This window comes from Terriglobales bacterium (genome assembly GCA_035764005.1).
GTDB lineage: Bacteria > Acidobacteriota > Terriglobia > Terriglobales > Acidobacteriaceae > Gp1-AA112.
On record DASTZZ010000021.1, the window covers coordinates 1 to 15,893 of the forward strand.

The 15,893-nt window shown below is 56.4% G+C and carries 9 protein-coding genes; 2 read left to right on the plus strand and 7 right to left on the minus strand.

Features of this window, described 5'->3' with window-relative positions:
• Window positions 1-23: 23 nt before the first annotated feature.
• The 7 genes from VFU50_03315 to VFU50_03345 all read right to left on the minus strand — a co-directional run bounded on the left by VFU50_03315 (window position 24) and on the right by VFU50_03345 (window position 10,977).
• The gene (locus VFU50_03315) at window positions 24-1,499 is read right to left on the minus strand and encodes a S53 family peptidase (GenBank protein ID HEU5231865.1); all 1,476 of its coding nucleotides are present in this window, start codon (window positions 1,497-1,499) and stop codon (window positions 24-26) included.
• Window positions 1,500-2,251: 752 nt separating this feature from the next.
• Window positions 2,252-3,187: a thioredoxin-disulfide reductase gene (trxB, locus tag VFU50_03320; protein ID HEU5231866.1), complete on the minus strand. Its 936-nt coding sequence runs from the start codon at window positions 3,185-3,187 to the stop codon at window positions 2,252-2,254.
• An 83-nt stretch (window positions 3,188-3,270) separates the two neighbouring features.
• Window positions 3,271-3,948, minus strand: coding sequence for a hypothetical protein (locus VFU50_03325; GenBank protein ID HEU5231867.1), 678 nt, complete (start codon window positions 3,946-3,948; stop codon window positions 3,271-3,273).
• Between the two features lie 400 nt (window positions 3,949-4,348).
• Window positions 4,349-7,492, minus strand: coding sequence for a carboxypeptidase regulatory-like domain-containing protein (locus VFU50_03330; GenBank protein ID HEU5231868.1), 3,144 nt, complete (start codon window positions 7,490-7,492; stop codon window positions 4,349-4,351).
• 304 nt (window positions 7,493-7,796) lie between these two features.
• The gene (locus VFU50_03335; GenBank protein ID HEU5231869.1) at window positions 7,797-9,341 is read right to left on the minus strand and encodes a GTP-binding protein; all 1,545 of its coding nucleotides are present in this window, start codon (window positions 9,339-9,341) and stop codon (window positions 7,797-7,799) included.
• Window positions 9,338-10,243: a sulfate adenylyltransferase subunit CysD gene (gene cysD, locus VFU50_03340; GenBank protein ID HEU5231870.1), complete on the minus strand. Its 906-nt coding sequence runs from the start codon at window positions 10,241-10,243 to the stop codon at window positions 9,338-9,340. The genes VFU50_03335 and cysD overlap by 4 nt, the downstream gene beginning before the upstream one ends.
• On the minus strand, window positions 10,240-10,977 hold the full coding sequence (locus VFU50_03345) for a phosphoadenylyl-sulfate reductase (GenBank protein ID HEU5231871.1): 738 nt from the start codon (window positions 10,975-10,977) through the stop codon (window positions 10,240-10,242). The genes cysD and VFU50_03345 overlap by 4 nt, the downstream gene beginning before the upstream one ends.
• A 488-nt stretch (window positions 10,978-11,465) precedes the next feature.
• Here VFU50_03345 and VFU50_03350 point away from each other — a divergent pair, with 488 nt between their 5' ends.
• Together VFU50_03350 and VFU50_03355 are read left to right on the plus strand one after the other, a co-directional pair.
• On the plus strand, window positions 11,466-12,437 hold the full coding sequence (locus tag VFU50_03350; GenBank protein HEU5231872.1) for a sulfite exporter TauE/SafE family protein: 972 nt from the start codon (window positions 11,466-11,468) through the stop codon (window positions 12,435-12,437).
• A 59-nt stretch (window positions 12,438-12,496) separates the two neighbouring features.
• Window positions 12,497-15,697, plus strand: coding sequence for a carboxypeptidase-like regulatory domain-containing protein (locus tag VFU50_03355; protein ID HEU5231873.1), 3,201 nt, complete (start codon window positions 12,497-12,499; stop codon window positions 15,695-15,697).
• The last annotated feature ends 196 nt before the right edge of the window (window positions 15,698-15,893 follow it).

Here is a 15,893-nt window from a genome sequence, read left to right on the forward strand (position 1 = left end):
TTAGGGCAGGTGCTCGCTCAGGTTCAGTGAGCTGTCACGTGTCCGGTGGTAGTCGGTTTGTTATTCGCGTGCGGTTTGGAGCTGTTGATTGCAGCAGCGCCATCTCCCGCGGAAACGAATTGTGCAAGCTGGGTCGCGATCTGGGCTGCAGAGGGCGATCCCAGACCGGTCGCAGCGTCCCATCCAGGTCCGGCGTTGAAGCCCGTAACTCCTGCGAAGGAATTATTGCCGCTGGTAACGTCAAAGAAGGACGTGGCGTAAGCTGGCCGCGCCTGACTCAGCTGGTACAGAGCTGCATTGATGAAGCCGAGGTTGTGCCCGGCCTTCTGGTCGGCGATCGCCGTGATTGCGGCCCACTGCGGTGATCCCGCACTGGTTCCTCCAAACAGCCACCAGCCGCCTCGAAAATTAACCAGCACGCCGTGGTAAACCGCAGCGTTATAGGAGACGTCGGGCGCTCCGCGTTGCTTTCCGCCATTTAGCGTGCCCTGCTGATTAAAGGGCTCATCGTAAACGACGCTGAATCCGCCGCCGGTGGCCTCGCCGCCAATGGCAGATTCGTTCCAGACGATCTCGCCCTGGTAGGCGCCGGCAGCAGGATTCTTGGTTGGATCGCAGCCGAGTTGAGCGAGGCAATAGCTTGCCGCATGCAGCTCGGTGCCGCCAACCGCAGTGACCAAAGGATCGGTCGCCGGCGACGATGCTGCCTTGACGAACGACTTTCCATCGCAGGATCCCTGCGTTGCGCCATAGTCTCCGGCAGACGCGAAGATGGTCATGTTCTTCGCCGTGGCGTCCGCAAACACCTGATGCTCCTGCCCAAGAAGAGTTGGGTCCATGCAGCTTTCGTTTTCTCCGAAGCTTTGCGAGATCACGTCGCCGAGATTGTGGTCGACTGCGTACTTGGTGGCGCTCAGCATGTCAGTGTCATAGTTGGTCTTTGCAACTACGAGGACGATATTTGCGCCGGGAGCGATGGCGTGGGCCCACTCCACGTCGAGCGTGGTCTCCTGTGCCCATCCCTCATCGAATACCGGAGAACCGTCCTTCTGAAGTTGGTAGCCGTCGGGCGCAATTACGGTAAGAGTTGGAGCGCTTGCATCCGTTGTATCGGCTCCGTTCATCTTGGGCAGACCGTAGAAGGTGTCGAACGCCGCCAAATCCGAGGGCAGGTAATAAGGATCCCCAAAGGCATCGATGATGACGATGGTCTTACCCTTGCCGGTATAGCCGGCGCTGATCAACTGGTCAGTTCCATAAGCGTGCCGCATCTGATACGGGTCGTAGCAGGTCGCCGACGACCTGCCCACCTGACAAGTGAAAAGACCGTAGTTGGAGCCAGCAGCAGCGGGAACCGCTTGAGGTCCGACCTTAGAGAAAGGTGAAGCCAGCGCGCGCTTCACGGGGTGTGCATCGGGGTTAAAGGTTTGGGCTGCCACAAAGCTGGTGCCTGTGGCGAGAACGAGAAGACACAGAAATCTTGGGGAACAGAATTTCATAGGGAATGGGGTCCTTACGTCCCGCGGATTTGAACTTGGCTTGCAACGGAGGAGTTCGGAAGGGACGTTGTACTACAAAGGTAGGGACGAAACGGACATCTTGTAAATGGCCGCGACATAGAAAAATTGCCCTAACCCCAGAGTTAGGTGAGAGGAACTGCTAGCTGCTAGCTCCTAGCTAACGGCCACAGCAACACCGGGGAAAACGGCACTCGGCAGTCGGCACTCGGCAGTCGGCGAAGGCAAGGGCAAAACCGATAACAAAGCTGCTGAGCTGCTAGCTCCTAGCTAACGGCAACAGCAACATCAGGAAACCGCACAACCACCACCTCACGAGCCAACTTCAGGCTCGCGGGGACCTCGCTACCGCAGGTGGGAGCAACACCAAAGGCAACGGCGCCACCCGCTACCACCCCACGAGCCAACTTCAGGCTCGCGGAGACCCCGGCTATTGCAGGTGGTTCTGTTAGACCCGCAGTGCACAGTCACAATTTGTGACAGACATTCCCTGTGTTTTTCCCTGATAGCTCGCGAGTTTTCGCGGTGAGGGTCGGCAAGTGCGCGGATTTCAACGGCATAGCTCGAAATTCTTTAAATACGCTGTTAATTCGCTGTTAATACGCTGGTTGGAGGGAAAATTTGCAGATTTTGGGCAGAATTCGAGGGTTTTTCGCCCGCCAATTTTTGATTTCGCTGTTTAATTCGCTGTTAACAGAAATGCGCAACTGATTTTGGCCCTCGATATCCGATGCTTATCTACCCTCTTCCTCCAAAAACTTCTCCACCTCCATAGCCGCCATGCAGCCTGTGCCGGCTGCGGAGATTGCCTGGCGGTAGCGGCGGTCCTGGACGTCGCCACAGGCGAAGACGCCGGGGACTTTGGTGAAGACGTAGTTTTTCGTCAGCAGGTAGCCATCTGGGTCGGTGTCCAGCTGGCCGTTGATCCACTTGGCGTTGGGTTCGTGGCCGATGCCCAGGAACATCGCGCTCGTCGGGAAATCCCATTGCGCGCCGGTCTTGAGATTGCGGAGGCGGAGGCCGGTGACTTCTTTCTTTTGCACGTCGTGAACCTCATCGACGACTGTGTCGATGAGGAATTCGATTTTGGGATGCTGGCGGGCGCGCTCGATCATGATCTTCGAGGCGCGGAAGACGTCGCGACGATGGATGATGGTTACTTTGCTGGCGAAGCGCGTGAGGAAGAGCGCTTCTTCCATTGCCGAGTCGCCGCCGCCGATGACGGTAATTTCTTTTCCGCTGAAGAAAAAGCCGTCGCAAGTCGCGCAGGAGGAGACGCCGTGTCCGATGAGCGCGTGCTCGCTGGGCAGGCCGAGCCATCGTGCGGAGGCTCCGCTAGCGATGATCAGCGTGCGCGTGAGCAACTGCTGGTCTTCGAGATTCAGTACAAATGGTCGCTTGGTGAAGTCAGCGCTGACCAAGTGCCCGATCTTGTAGTCAGTTCCGAAACGGGCCGCTTGCTTTTTGATGTTCTCGATCAGCTCAGGACCCTGAATGCCGTCGGGAAAGCCGGGAAAGTTCTCGACCAGGGTGGTCATGCTGAGCTGTCCGCCGGGCTCGTGGCCTTCGAGCACAAGTGGGTTCAGGTTGGCGCGAGCCGCGTAGATCGCGGCCGTAAGTCCGGAGCATCCGGAGCCAAGAATCACAACGTTGCGAACGGAATTGTCCATAAGTCTCGGAAGATTGGATTCGGCAGACTCGAATAAGACTCAAGCCGCGCGTTTTGGAACACACATTCTATAAGGTGAGCTCGTCAATGGGACGACACCGCATCGCGTGCGCCCTTCTTCGCGGGAGGCCGTGTGGATGATTCGGCGCTCAGCCAGACGATGTCGCTCGAGAGCATGCTTTTGAGGCGAAGGACGCGGCGATAGTCCGAGAGGATCGACGAGGCTTGCGAGAAGATAGCGTCGTACTTGGATTGATCGACGTTTTCGCATCTTGCCAGCGCGACCGTCGATTTGCCTGCACGCTCGACGCGAATGTGTGAGGCTGGTGTATCTGCAGCAAGCACGGCTGAGGGTTTGCTCACCGAGCTCGAAAGCTTGTCTTCGATCGATAGAGCGAGCAGATCTTTTACTTCGCGTCCACGGAAGACGAGCGTCTCTATCGTGTTGTCCGGATCGACGCTCAGCGAGTACTGCACGGTTGCCAGCGCGGACTCGCCCTTCACCTCACGACGCAGCCGGACGTATTTCGAGCGCGTTCCTTCTTCTACCGTCGCAACTCCACGGGAGATTTCATAGTCGGTATCGAACGCCGGAGATTTGGGCAGCTTTGCCAGCGCCGCTTTTAGCTCTTGTTGTTCGTCGGCGCTCGGAGTGCAAACGTTGATGACGTTCACCTTCACCGGTGGATTTTGCTCGTTCTTCGTATCGGGTGCCGCATTTTGAGCAAGCGCGGCGCAGGAGAGCAAAAAGATTGGCAACATTAAGCGCACGAAGCGGATTGTAGAACAAGAGCTGGGATGATCGCGCTTCTCGCGAGAAAGGACTCGAACATTAGCGCCGCATTGTAGGTTTGGGTGGAAGCCGCCGACTTTAATCGGGGGTGAGGCTGCAAGCCTCATCCATGGAAGGCACAGTTCGTGCGCGTGCTTTAGCGCTGGCGCACGCGCGAAGCGCGCTCATCATGCCGGCGTTCTGTACACGCGCGGTGCGTGCGCCAGCGCTAAAGCGCTTCCTTTTCTATGCTTTTGCATACGCACGGCTGCGCCGTGCGCCCCCGACTAAAGTCGGGGGCTTCCATCGAAGAAAAAAACGGCAGCCTTGCGGCTGCCGGCTTTCAATCGATTTGCCATTCATCTCTCGCGAATGTACTCGTTTGCGAGATTAGAACGTGATCTTCGCCGCTAACTGCAGTACTCGTCCCACATTGGCGCCGTTGTTGTTGATCGCCGCCGCCGATGCGAGTCCGAACGTGTTCACGCCCGCGCCGTTCGCGAGCGTTTGTGGGAGCAGGCAGCTCGTTCCCGTTGGAACGGCGCCGCACGCAGTTGTGCTGGTTGCGTACAGCGTGTTCTTCACCGCAGTAATGTTCTGGTGGTTGAAGAGGTTGAACGCTTCGGCAATCAACTGCAGCTTGGCGTGCTCGGTAATGGTTACGTTGCGCGTGATGCGCGGATCGAAGGTGTAGATCGCCGGCATCCGGAATTGATTGCGGACCGTTCCCGGCGCGCGCTCGTTGCGGCTGTTGCCGTCAGCATTGAGATCGCTGCTGACCAGCGCCGTGTATGGCTGCCCGCTCTGAGCGTTGAACGCTCCCGCGAGTTCCCATCCGCCGAGCAGTGCTCGCTCGTAACCGTTCATTCCTTGCGTGTAGTGATCGAGCTGCCACACGCCGCTAAGGATGAAGCGATTACGAACATCATCGTCGCCGGACGCACGATCCAGACTAATGTGTAGCGGATCGTAGACCATCTTGCCATCGTCGGTTCCGGGCACAACGGCGGTTGCGTCCGGACGATCGTCGATCACGTGACTCCATGTGTAGGAAGTCAGCACCTGGAAGTTGTGCGCAAAGCGCTTGTTCAACTCCAACGAGAGTCCGTTGTAATTCGACCCGGCGTTGCTCTCGAACTCGAAGATGCGGCTGAATCCCCCGATCGGACGCGCAGCGGGGAACTTGTTGTAGGTGAGCGTTGCGCCGGTTCCTGCAACCACTGCGGTAGCAGGAGTTTCCGCACTGCTCAGGTTGATGTCACGCGTGCGCTGGATGTGCACACCATGTACGCCGGTGTAAGCGAGCGTGACTGAAGTGTCCGCTGCGATCTGGCGCTCGACGGCCAGGTTGTACTGCTCAACATAGGGCTGCTGATAGTTCTTGGCGAATAGCAGGATGCTGGGCGTAGCCGTCGCGAAGCCTGTCGGAGGGGCGCAGCCTGAATTTGCCTGTGGAGCTCCGCAAAGAGTGTTCGGATACGAAACCGGGAGCTGTGTGACGTTCGTCGGTCCGGTGCCCACGGTGAGTGTGAGCGTTTGGACGTTGATGCCATTGTTCGACAAAGCCGTGCCGTACATGATCGACGGCGTATTTGCGAAGAAGATGCCGTAACCTCCGCGCACTACCGTCTGAGCGTTATCGAATGGCTGCCACGCAAAACCAAGACGTGGAGCGATGTTGTTGTGGTCGTTCGGAATCTTGCTCGTGTCAAGACCTGCCGCAAGCGCGGCTGGATTCTGCACGGTCGGCTGCTTCACCGTCTCAAGATCGTAGCGGAGACCGAGGTTGAGTGTGAGCCGGTTGCTGACGCGATAGTCGTCCTGGACAAAATAAGCTTGCTGCAGCAGATCGGGATGAGTAGTTGCTCCCGTTGTTCCCGCTCCGGGAAACGCCTCGAGGAAGGAATCTCCGGCGGTCTTTGCCGGCTGTCCGAGCAAGCTGTTGCCGAAATCGTCGAGATTGACGAATGTGTACGAGCCGGAGAAGTTGCCCGGAAAGAAGTTGAGAATCTTATCTACCAGTTCGTCAGCGCCCAGTTTGAACGAATGGCGTCCCCAGACATACGAGACCGTGTCGCCGTACTCCTGGCGGTGAATCGTGGTTTCGCGAGGACTGAACGAGTTGCGTCCGACGAACAGCGTCTGTCCTGAGAAGCGCACCTGCGCTTCGGGATTGATGCTGTTGGCTTGTCCTGGCTCGCTGTCGCGCTGGTAGCTGAACTTCAGCACATTCACCAGAGTTGGGCGAAGCGTTGATGTGAGCTGAGCGTTGAAGCTGTCGCTGTTCACGAGCGAGGCGCCGGTATGCTCAAAGGCGCTGGTGGTACCGCTATTTTCTAATCCCTGACCCGTGAATCTTTGAGCGTTGTAACGCGCAGAGAGTTGATGGCGATCATTAATATTCCAGTCGCCTTTGCCGAGGTATACGTCCTGATTAAAGGTGCGGTCGTAGTTGTTGATGCGCGAAGCAAGATAATTCACCGCAGCGGTTTGCGCCGGACCCACAGGCGTCGGCAGCGTTACCAAAACGGGATTGCCTGTCACGTTACGCTGTCCGTCGTAGTCGAAGAAGAAGAACAGCTTGTCCTTCTTGATGGGTCCGCCGACATTTCCGCCGAACTGGTTGAAGTGATAGCCCGGCTTGAGCGGAAGCGGCTTACCCGCTCCGGCTGCGAATGCGCGCTGCAGGCTGTAAATGGGATCGTTGGCGTTCAGGCCGCGATCGCGGAAGAACTCAAACGCCGTTCCGTGAAAATTATTGGTTCCCGATTTGGTAACCACGTTGATGACCGCGCCGCCGGCGCGTCCGAGCTCGGCAGAGTATCCGTTGGTGTTGACCTGGAATTCCTGCACGGCATCCTGGCTGAACTGATACGGTGCGCGACCGGAGCCGGTGCGTCCCAGCGTTTGTCCGAAGAAAGTGTTGTTGTTGTCGGTGCCGTCAACCGTGAGCGAGTTCAAGGTGCCGCGCTGTCCGGCAAAGCTCAGATCGCCGCCACGGACGTCGCGTACAACTCCGGGGGTTAGCAGAGTGAAATCGAGGAAGTTGCGGCCGTTTGTGGGCAGGTTCGCAATCTGACGATCGCCGACGGTGTCGCTCTGGCTGGTGCGCGTCGTCTCAACGACAGGCGCCTCGGCGGTCACCTGCACGCTTTGCACTCCGGTTGCGAGCGGCAACTTCAGGCTAAGGTCGATCTTACTGCCAACGGTGATCTGCACGTTCTGAGTCAGTGTGTTAAATCCGTCGTGGGCAGCGGCGACTTTGTATGGACCCACAGGCAAGAGCGGAAAGACAAACAGGCCGTCGCCGTTACTCGTTGTGTTGAACGTCTCACCAGTGGCCGTGTTGGTTGCCGTGATTTTGCTGTTGGTCAGCACCGCGCCTGATGGATCGGAAGTGGTTCCGGAAAGCGTTCCCTGGCTGACTTGGCCGAAGGCCCCGACAGCAAGAGCAATAAACATCAACGCAGCGACAAGCGATTGCGAGATCCGGCGAACGGTGGTTGAGCCGGGATCAAAGCACGCAGAAGACATAGTATCGACCTCCATCGGGATTGAATCGTCGCGGAACGGCGAGTGGCCTTGAGAATCTGGCCATCGAGTCTCTTCCGCAGTCTGAGAACTTCAGTGTTCTACCCAAAGAAGAACAGAAGATGAAAACCAGGGCATTGCACACGACACCAGGATCAGAAAACTCGAATCCCAACGCCAAAGCAGAGTAGAAGCTGTTTTGAAAAGAATACCCGAAAATCAGTTGAGGATATCTTGAGGATTTCTCGTGCCTCAGAATTCGTGCAACCGTGGGATGGGGCGGGCCCGTTGAAGGACAAACTGCAAACTAACTTATCCGCAGCTTGCGAAGCAATTCATCAACGCTCGCACGGGGGAATTGACCGGGCACAGCCTCTTCCCCGTCGTTCTCAACAACCACGTGGATGCCGGCGCCGGCCAGCAGATCGATCGCGCGCCTGTTCCAATTTGAAACAATTACAAGGTCGGAGACTGCTGAGCCGGCCGCATAGTTCTGAAGCACATCAAGAATGGGATCGTTTGAAGAGAGGCGAACTACCAGGCCTGCATCTCTCGATCGGCTCTCGCCAGGTGCGTGCAGCGCCTCGACAATCATTCCGGCAGCGATGGTGTTATTGCTGTCGGGGTCAATCAGAATGAAGCTGCCTGTCCGACGGTTCTGCGCATACCCATCAAAAATAATCGTGCGATCAGCTTCAATCGCTACAGTCCCAATATCGTTCATGTTTAACGAGCGTGCCGAATCGGAACGCAATGAGTGAATGTCTAGCTTAGTTTCCACTTGAACCCGTGCACGCGTCATCTGGGACGTATGTTTCAGGAGGTATTTTCGAGTACTGTCGAGCGGTTGCTCGGAGAACCAGATCAGTTGTGCACGAAGCGCCTGCGTAGTTTGCGGCGTATCCGACGATGAAGCGAGAACGTCGCCACGACTGATGTCGATCTCGTCGCCGACGGTTAACGTGACAGATTGAGGTGCGCTGGCCGAGTGGAGTTCTCCATCGTAGGTCACGATCGACTTCACACGCGTCCGTCGTCGCGACGGAAGGACGATAACTTCGTCGCCGACCGATACAGTTCCGGCAGCAATCTGTCCTGAGTATCCGCGGAATTGACTGGTGCGCTGAACGAGTTGGACAGGCAAGCGGAACGGCTGGGAGTGCTCAGCTTTTTGCAGGTCTACCGACTCCAGATAATCGAGCAGAGCCGGCCCTTTAAACCACGGCGTGACGGAACTACGGTGGACGACATTGACACCCGAATTGGCGCTTACGGGAAAGAACTCAACAGTTTCAAAGTCAAAATCTTGAAGAGCGTCCAACAACTGTTTGCGTAACGAGAGAAAGACGGCTTCAGAGTACTCGACCAGGTCCATCTTGTTGATCAACACCACAAGATGGCGAATTCCAAGAAGTCCGATGATAAAAGCGTGTCGCTTTGATTGTGGCTGAATTCCTCGGCTTGCATCAACTAGTAAGATCGCGAGGTCGGCAGTCGACGCTCCGGTGGCCATATTGCGCGTGTATTGCTCATGGCCAGGAGTATCGGCGAGAATGAATTTACGCTTTGCTGTGCTGAAATAACGATAGGCAACATCGATAGTGATGCCTTGCTCGCGTTCAGCACGCAGACCATCAGTTAGCAAGGCCAGTTCAAGGCCACCGCGGGAGGCACGTTTAACGGCGTGCAGTTGGTCCTCATAGACGCTCTGAGAGTCGTAGAGTAATCGGCCGAGCAGAGTAGATTTACCATCGTCCACACTGCCGGCGGTTACAAGACGCAGTAGGTCCTTCTGTTGCTCTGAATAGAGAAACTCTTCTGCAGTTAAAGCCGCCCTGGCAACTGTACTCAAAAGTACCCCGCTCTCTTCTTCAACTCCATCGAGCCATCCTGATCGTGATCAATGACACGGTTTTCTCGTTCCGACCGCCGGAAAGAGACGAGCTCCTCAATAATCTTCGGCAGGGTGTCCGCTTCTGAGCGTATCGCGCCGGTGCACGGACTGCATCCCAGCGATCGCATGCGGCACATTACGAGTTGCGGTGTTTCGCCTGGCAGCCGCGGAACGAACGACTGCTCGAGAGAGATCAACTGTTCGCCTCGCACAAGCACCTGTCGCGACTTGGCAAAATACATCGGCACGAGAGGGATGTTTTCCTCATGGATGTACTGCCAAATGTCCATTTCAGTCCAGTTCGACAGTGGGAAGACGCGTACGCTCTCTCCTGGACCAATACGGCTGTTATAGAGATTCCAGGGCTCGGGCCGCTGCCGCTTTGGGTCCCATTGTCCTTTGGCATCGCGGACCGAGTAGATGCGCTCCTTGGCGCGCGACCGCTCCTCGTCCCGACGGGCCCCGCCGAACGCGGCATCGAAGCCACCTTCACGTAGTGCATCAAGAAGCGATTGCGTTTTCAGCAGCTCGCAGCAACGCTGCGTGCCCACCTTAAACGGATTTGTCCCTGCATCGAGTGCGGCCTTATTTGTGTGCACGATCAGCTTCAGGCCAAGCTGTGCCGCCTGTCGGTCGCGGAATTCGATCATCTCGCGAAACTTGTAGCTGGTATCGATGTGCAGTAATGGGAATGGAATTTTTCCTGGATAAAAGGCTTTCTGCGCGATGCGCAGCATGACCGAAGAGTCCTTCCCAATCGAATACAGCATTACGGGTCGTTGAAATTCGGCGACGACCTCGCGAAAAATGTGAATACTCTCGGCTTCCAACGCCTGCAGGTGAGTCAGTTTCGTGCTCATCGAGCTGCTCCTGCTGAACGCGACGGAACAAGCTTGGGGCCTTCTGCTGTTTGTACAACGTGAAGTCCGCATTCTGTCTTCGCGAATCCCGACCAGCGGCCGGCGCGCGGATCTTCTCCTGGAAGCACAGCGCGCGTGCAATGTGTACAGCCGATACTGGGGTATCCGCGGTCGTGCAAAGGGTTATAGGGAACATTGCGTGAATGGATGTATTCCCAAACTTGAATTTCTGTCCAGTCCGCGATCGGATTTAGCTTCACTAATCCGAACTTCGCATCCCACTCCAGCTTGCGAGCGTTCGCGCGCGTCGGCGACTGCTCGCGGCGAATGCCGGTAATCCAGGCGGAGGAAGCTTTGAGTCTTTGCGTCAGCGGCTCCACTTTGCGAATTTGGCAGCAGAGATCGGGCTGGGTTTTCCAAAGCTCATCGCCGAACTTGCGAGCCTGAGATTCTGGGGTTAATTGGGGACGAAGGCGTTCAACGCTGATGCCGTATTTTTCCTCAATCCTGGAGATTAGCTCGTAAGTTTCCGAAAAAAGGAAATCGGTGTCGAGAGTGAAGACAGCGAAAGGAGCGCCGATTCGGGAGACCACGTCGATCAGCACCACATCTTCGGCTCCGAAGCTAGAGGCTAATGCGGCTTTTTCTCCAAAGTCGCGCGCAGCCCAGGCAAGAAGCTCTTCCGCGCTCCATCCCTCTGCCGCGGCTTGCGCCTTAACTAAGCTCTCCGTCATTTGTCACTCCCGGGCGACTCGCGCCCAAAACAAAACCCGCTCACTCGACGCTTACTTGCGTCTGGTGAGCGGGTTCGGGATCTCGAAACTTATCCGGACTCTAAATCATTGCTTTGCCAGAACGCAGCACAAGTGTCATCGCGCAACAACGACAACATGGCATCGCGTTCTGCAGGCGTTGATTCATCCGAGAAACTATTAGTACATTGGTGTTTGATGAAGTGTCAATCGAAAGCGTTGCGAACATTGCGCAAGCATGTTTCATATTGGCATCATCAGCAAATCAAATTTGTCCCATAGTCCAATTAAATTGCATCCCGCTTGACGTCTCGCGAATCTCTCCTGTACTTTGGCTAGGATGTCTAGTTCGACCTTACACATGGCTTGTCGATGCGCACTGTGCATCTGTACGTCGAAGTGTGGGTCGATGGAGGCGCCGTAGTATCTAGGTAAGCGCATAGGTTTTGCCAACGACCCACAAGCGATTTGTGGGTCGTTTTGTTTTTGGGCCACTTCCGCAGTTCACTCTAAAGAAAGACGCCGTAGACATGGAAGTCGTTCTCGGGTTTCTGATCGCAGCGACGGTCGGCATCACCGGCATCGGTGGCGGCAGTTTCACCACGCCCGCGCTGGTCCTGCTGATTGGACTTCCCGCGGGCGAAGCGGTTGGGACAGCGATGGTCTTCGCTGCTATCTTGCGATTGATCGCAGCGCCGTTCTACCTGGTGCGCCGGAGTGTTGACGCAAAATATCTACGTTTTCTCTTGATCGGTGCGGTACCTGGCCTGCTTCTCGGAACACTACTGCTCCGCCTGATGCGCACTCGAGCATGGAGCCCGCTAGCCTTGCTGATTATCGGGTTGATGCTCACGATTTCTTCCGGGTTGACCTTTGTTCCACGACTCCGGCATCCGCATCTCACGCGCGAACGCGGCCGCTGGCTCTCGCTTCTTGCGCTGCCGATTGGCATCGAGACTGGATTCTCTTCTGCTGGAGCAGGCGCGCTTGGCAGCATTCTCCTACTCAACTTTTCAGAACTGCCGGCGGCTACGGTGGTCGGGACGGATTTGCTTTTGGGAATCGTGCTTGCCGTTGTTGGCAGCATTTTTCATTTGAGTTGGGGATCGATTAGTACCGCCTCACTTGTGCGACTGCTCGCGGGCGGAATTCCGGGTGTGCTCGTCGGCTGCGCTCTGGCGAAGCGAGTGCCGGCGCAAAAGCTCCGATTAGCCGTAGCCGCAGTGGCGGTTGTGCTCGGGCTGCAGTTGATCTGGATCGGTGGTTCGCCGCTGGTTCGAACAGAGCAAGCAAAGACGGTCGTGCATCAAGGACCGAAGTCTTCAGAAACGGTTAAATCATCAGCATCAAACCTGCGCGCCGACGCTTCCCCGGGGGTGTTGCTCGAGTCCTTCTACTCCCTCCCAATCGGCGTCACTTTCATTGAGCGCTGTTGTCGATAACTAAGTTCCTGCCGCATACCCTTGCAAGAACTTTCCATCAACCGATTCGGAGAGAGAGCGTGTCGCGAAAAACTACAGTCTCGCAGCTAATTGCCTTTGCATTCCTCGCATCCTCGCAGGTTTTATTAGGGCAGGCCGTAGGCGCTTCCATTTCGGGAATCGTACTGGATTCCACGGGCGCATCGCTCCCCAAAGCGCAGGTGGTAATCAGGAATATTGAGACGGGCGCTCAACGCGAAGTTGTGACCGACGATTCCGGTCGATACTCGGCAGCGTCACTGCCGGTTGGAGCCTATGAAATACGCGTGCAAAAAGAAGGATTCAGTCCAGAGACGAAAGGCGGCATTCAGCTTGTCGTTGGCGAGAGCGCCTCCATAGACATCACGCTGCCGGTTGGCGAAGTGCGTGAAGAGGTGACGGTTGTAGAGGTTCCTCCGCTGGTGAGTCTCTCAACGCAGGACACGTCCGGGCTAGTGAATCAAAAGCAGGTGAAAGAACTTCCCCTCAACGGCCGCAGCTACGACCAGCTCCTCACGCTCAATCCCGGCGCAGTGAACTACACATCCGAGCGTTCGGGAGGAGTGGGAACGTCGAACTCAGCAGTCGGGAACATGTTTGCGATATCTGGTCATCGTCCACAGGAGAATCTGTTCCTGCTGAACGGAATTGAGTACACGGGAGCTTCGGAGATCAACATTACTCCAGGCGGAGCGAGCGGGCAGCTCCTCGGCGTCGATGCCGTGCGCGAGTTCAATGTTGTCGCGGGCACCTACGGCGCAGAATACGGCAAGCGACCGGGTGCGCAGGTAAGCATTGTGACCGCATCAGGTACGAACCAGATCCACGGCACCGCTTATGAATTTCTGCGCAACAACGCCTTCGATGCTCGCAATTACTTCGATCAGGGCGGCACGCCGCAGTTTCAGCGCAACGTCTTTGGCGGCGCGCTGGGCGGACCGATTCGCCAGAACAAGATTTTCCTTTTCGGCAATTACGAGGGCTTCCGCCAGCATCTTGCGTTGAGCGATGTAACACTCGTTCCCGACAACGCCGCGCGAGTTGGATACATTACCAACGCAAACGGCACTCAGACCTATGTTGGGGTCGCGCCTTCGGCCGCGCCACTGCTATCGCTGTGGCCGATTCAAAATGGGCCTCAACTCGGCGGAGGGATTGCCGAAGCGTTCAGCCATCCACTGCAGACGATTCGGGAAGATTTCGGCACAAGTCGGCTCGACTACAACCTCTCGGATAAGGACACAGCATTCGGCGTTTATACAGTCGATGACAGCGCGGACAATACTCCGTCGATTAATCCGTTGAGCCGCGTCGTCGAGAGCCTGCGCGAGCAAGTTGTGAGTCTGCAGGAGCAGCACATTTTCTCTGCATCGGTTGTGAACACTGCGCGACTCGGATTCTCACGCGCGAGCTACTTCTTTACCGGACAAACTCCGGCCAACATTCCCGGTTGGGTGACAGGTAAGCCGATCGGAGCAATCGTCATCGGCGGTGGTACAGCTCTGAACGGCGCATCACAGATCAGCCCGGCGGGAACTAACGCCGGAAGCAATCTGACAACGGCACGCAATCTGTTCACGTATGAGGATCACGTGAACATCTCCCGAGGCGCTCACCAGATCCAGCTGGGAGCATGGTTCCAGCAGATTCAGGCAAACGATAATCTCGCTCAGTACCAATATGGGCAGGCTTCATTTTCCAATCTTAAGAGCTTCCTGCAAGGAACCGTTTCCACCTTCACAGTAATTCCCGCGCCAACGCCTCTAAACTGGCGCTCATTGGAATCGGCCGGGTACGTTGAGGACACGATTAAGTTGAGGCCCAACTTGGAACTGCGAGCTGGCTTTCGCTTTGAATCGACGAATGGCTGGAATGAAGCGAATGGACGCGCCTCCAATTATCTGTTTGACAGCAATGGCGTAATCCAAACGCAGCCGCGCGTCAGCGGCTCTGCGTTTACCAGGAATCGCGCTAACTTTCTGCCGGAGCCTCGCATAGGACTGGCCTGGTCTCTTTTCGGGAATACAAAGACCGTCGTCCATGCTGGATTCGGCATCTATCGCGCGCTCCTCGATAATCTCGATTACCGTCTCGACCAAACTGCTCCGTTCAATGCGACGCAGACATTCAAGAACGTTCCGCTGGCGAGTCTGCAAATCGATCCGGGGAGCGCGGCCCCTACAGGCAGTCTGATCTCGCCCAGCGGAATCCAACCGGACGCTTTTACGCCAACCATCTTGTCATACACATTAAAGATCGAGCGTGAGGTCGCGGCGAACACATCGGTCAGTGTCGGGTACGTCGGCTCGCATGGATACCACGAGATGCTCTCCGTCGATGCGAACGAACCTGTGCCGACCATCTGCCCGGCAGCGCCTTGCCCGACGAATCTTGCTGCTGGAACGGTCTTTTACCCGAAAGGTGCTCCGCTGGCGAATCCGCAACTCGCAAACACGACCACCTGGCTTTCAGAAGGAGTCAGTTCGTACAGCGCGCTTGAAGTCGATGCTCGACGCGCATTCAGCGGCGGCTTGCAGTTTCGCGGAACCTACACATACGCGAAGAGCCTGGACGACGGGACAGCCTGGAACAGCAGCGTCGGAGCAAATGCGCCGGGGTTCGTGATGTATCCGGCGAATCCCAAATTGGATTGGGGACCGTCAACTACCGATGTCCGCCATCTTGCCGCGATCAACGCTACGTATGAGCTTCCAATGGGAAACGGAAAGCCTCTGTTTCGTAATGCTGAAGGTTGGCAAGGCAAGCTGGCGAGCGGATGGAGTCTGAGTGGAATTGAAACTCTGCAGTCTGGATTTCCATTTACCCCGCAGCTAGGCTTTAATCCCACGAACAATGGCGACAGCCGAAACCCGATTCGGCCATCGTGGAATTCTAACTTTACCGGGCCAGTGATCCTCGGAACTCCTAACCAGTATTTCAATCCAAACGCGTTCCTTGCTCCCAATTCGGGAACATACGGGAATGTAAGTCGCGATTCGTTCACAGGGCCTGGGCTCGTGCAACTGGACCTGGCGTTATCAAAAACCACAGCATTACTGGAAAAAGCTCGTCTGCAGTTTCGCGCTGAGTTCTTCAACGTGCTGAATCACACGAATTTCGCGACGCCCAATACGGTGGTGTTCTCTTCGGCTTCGCCGTCACCGTCGCCAACTGCGGGTGTGATCACGGCAACATCGACTTCCTCGCGACAGGTTCAGCTCGGGCTAAAAGTTCTGTTTTAGGCAATTCGTGCAGAACGTGAAGCAGTCCCTCAGTGGGGGATGGGCAAGGGTTACTCCCTGACCCATTCGCTACCGCGAACGGTACCGACACGCCAATACCGACACTCCAATCGCATGTGTTGAAATTCTGTGTTTGTGCGGCTATTGCCTGGCTCTGGCCAGATCCACTCTAGGCGGCAGTCCTTACGTGCACGGC

Excerpts from the sequence above, each read along its gene's own strand:
- VFU50_03315 (HEU5231865.1), bottom strand. The coding sequence starts at position 1,499 with ATGAAATTCTGTTCCCCAAGATTTCTGTGTCTTCTCGTTCTCGCCACA.
- trxB (HEU5231866.1), bottom strand. The coding sequence starts at position 3,187 with ATGGACAATTCCGTTCGCAACGTTGTGATTCTTGGCTCCGGATGCTCC.
- VFU50_03325 (HEU5231867.1), bottom strand. The coding sequence starts at position 3,948 with ATGTTGCCAATCTTTTTGCTCTCCTGCGCCGCGCTTGCTCAAAATGCG.
- VFU50_03330 (HEU5231868.1), bottom strand. The coding sequence starts at position 7,492 with ATGTCTTCTGCGTGCTTTGATCCCGGCTCAACCACCGTTCGCCGGATC.
- cysD (HEU5231870.1), bottom strand. The coding sequence starts at position 10,243 with ATGAGCACGAAACTGACTCACCTGCAGGCGTTGGAAGCCGAGAGTATT.
- VFU50_03345 (HEU5231871.1), bottom strand. The coding sequence starts at position 10,977 with ATGACGGAGAGCTTAGTTAAGGCGCAAGCCGCGGCAGAGGGATGGAGC.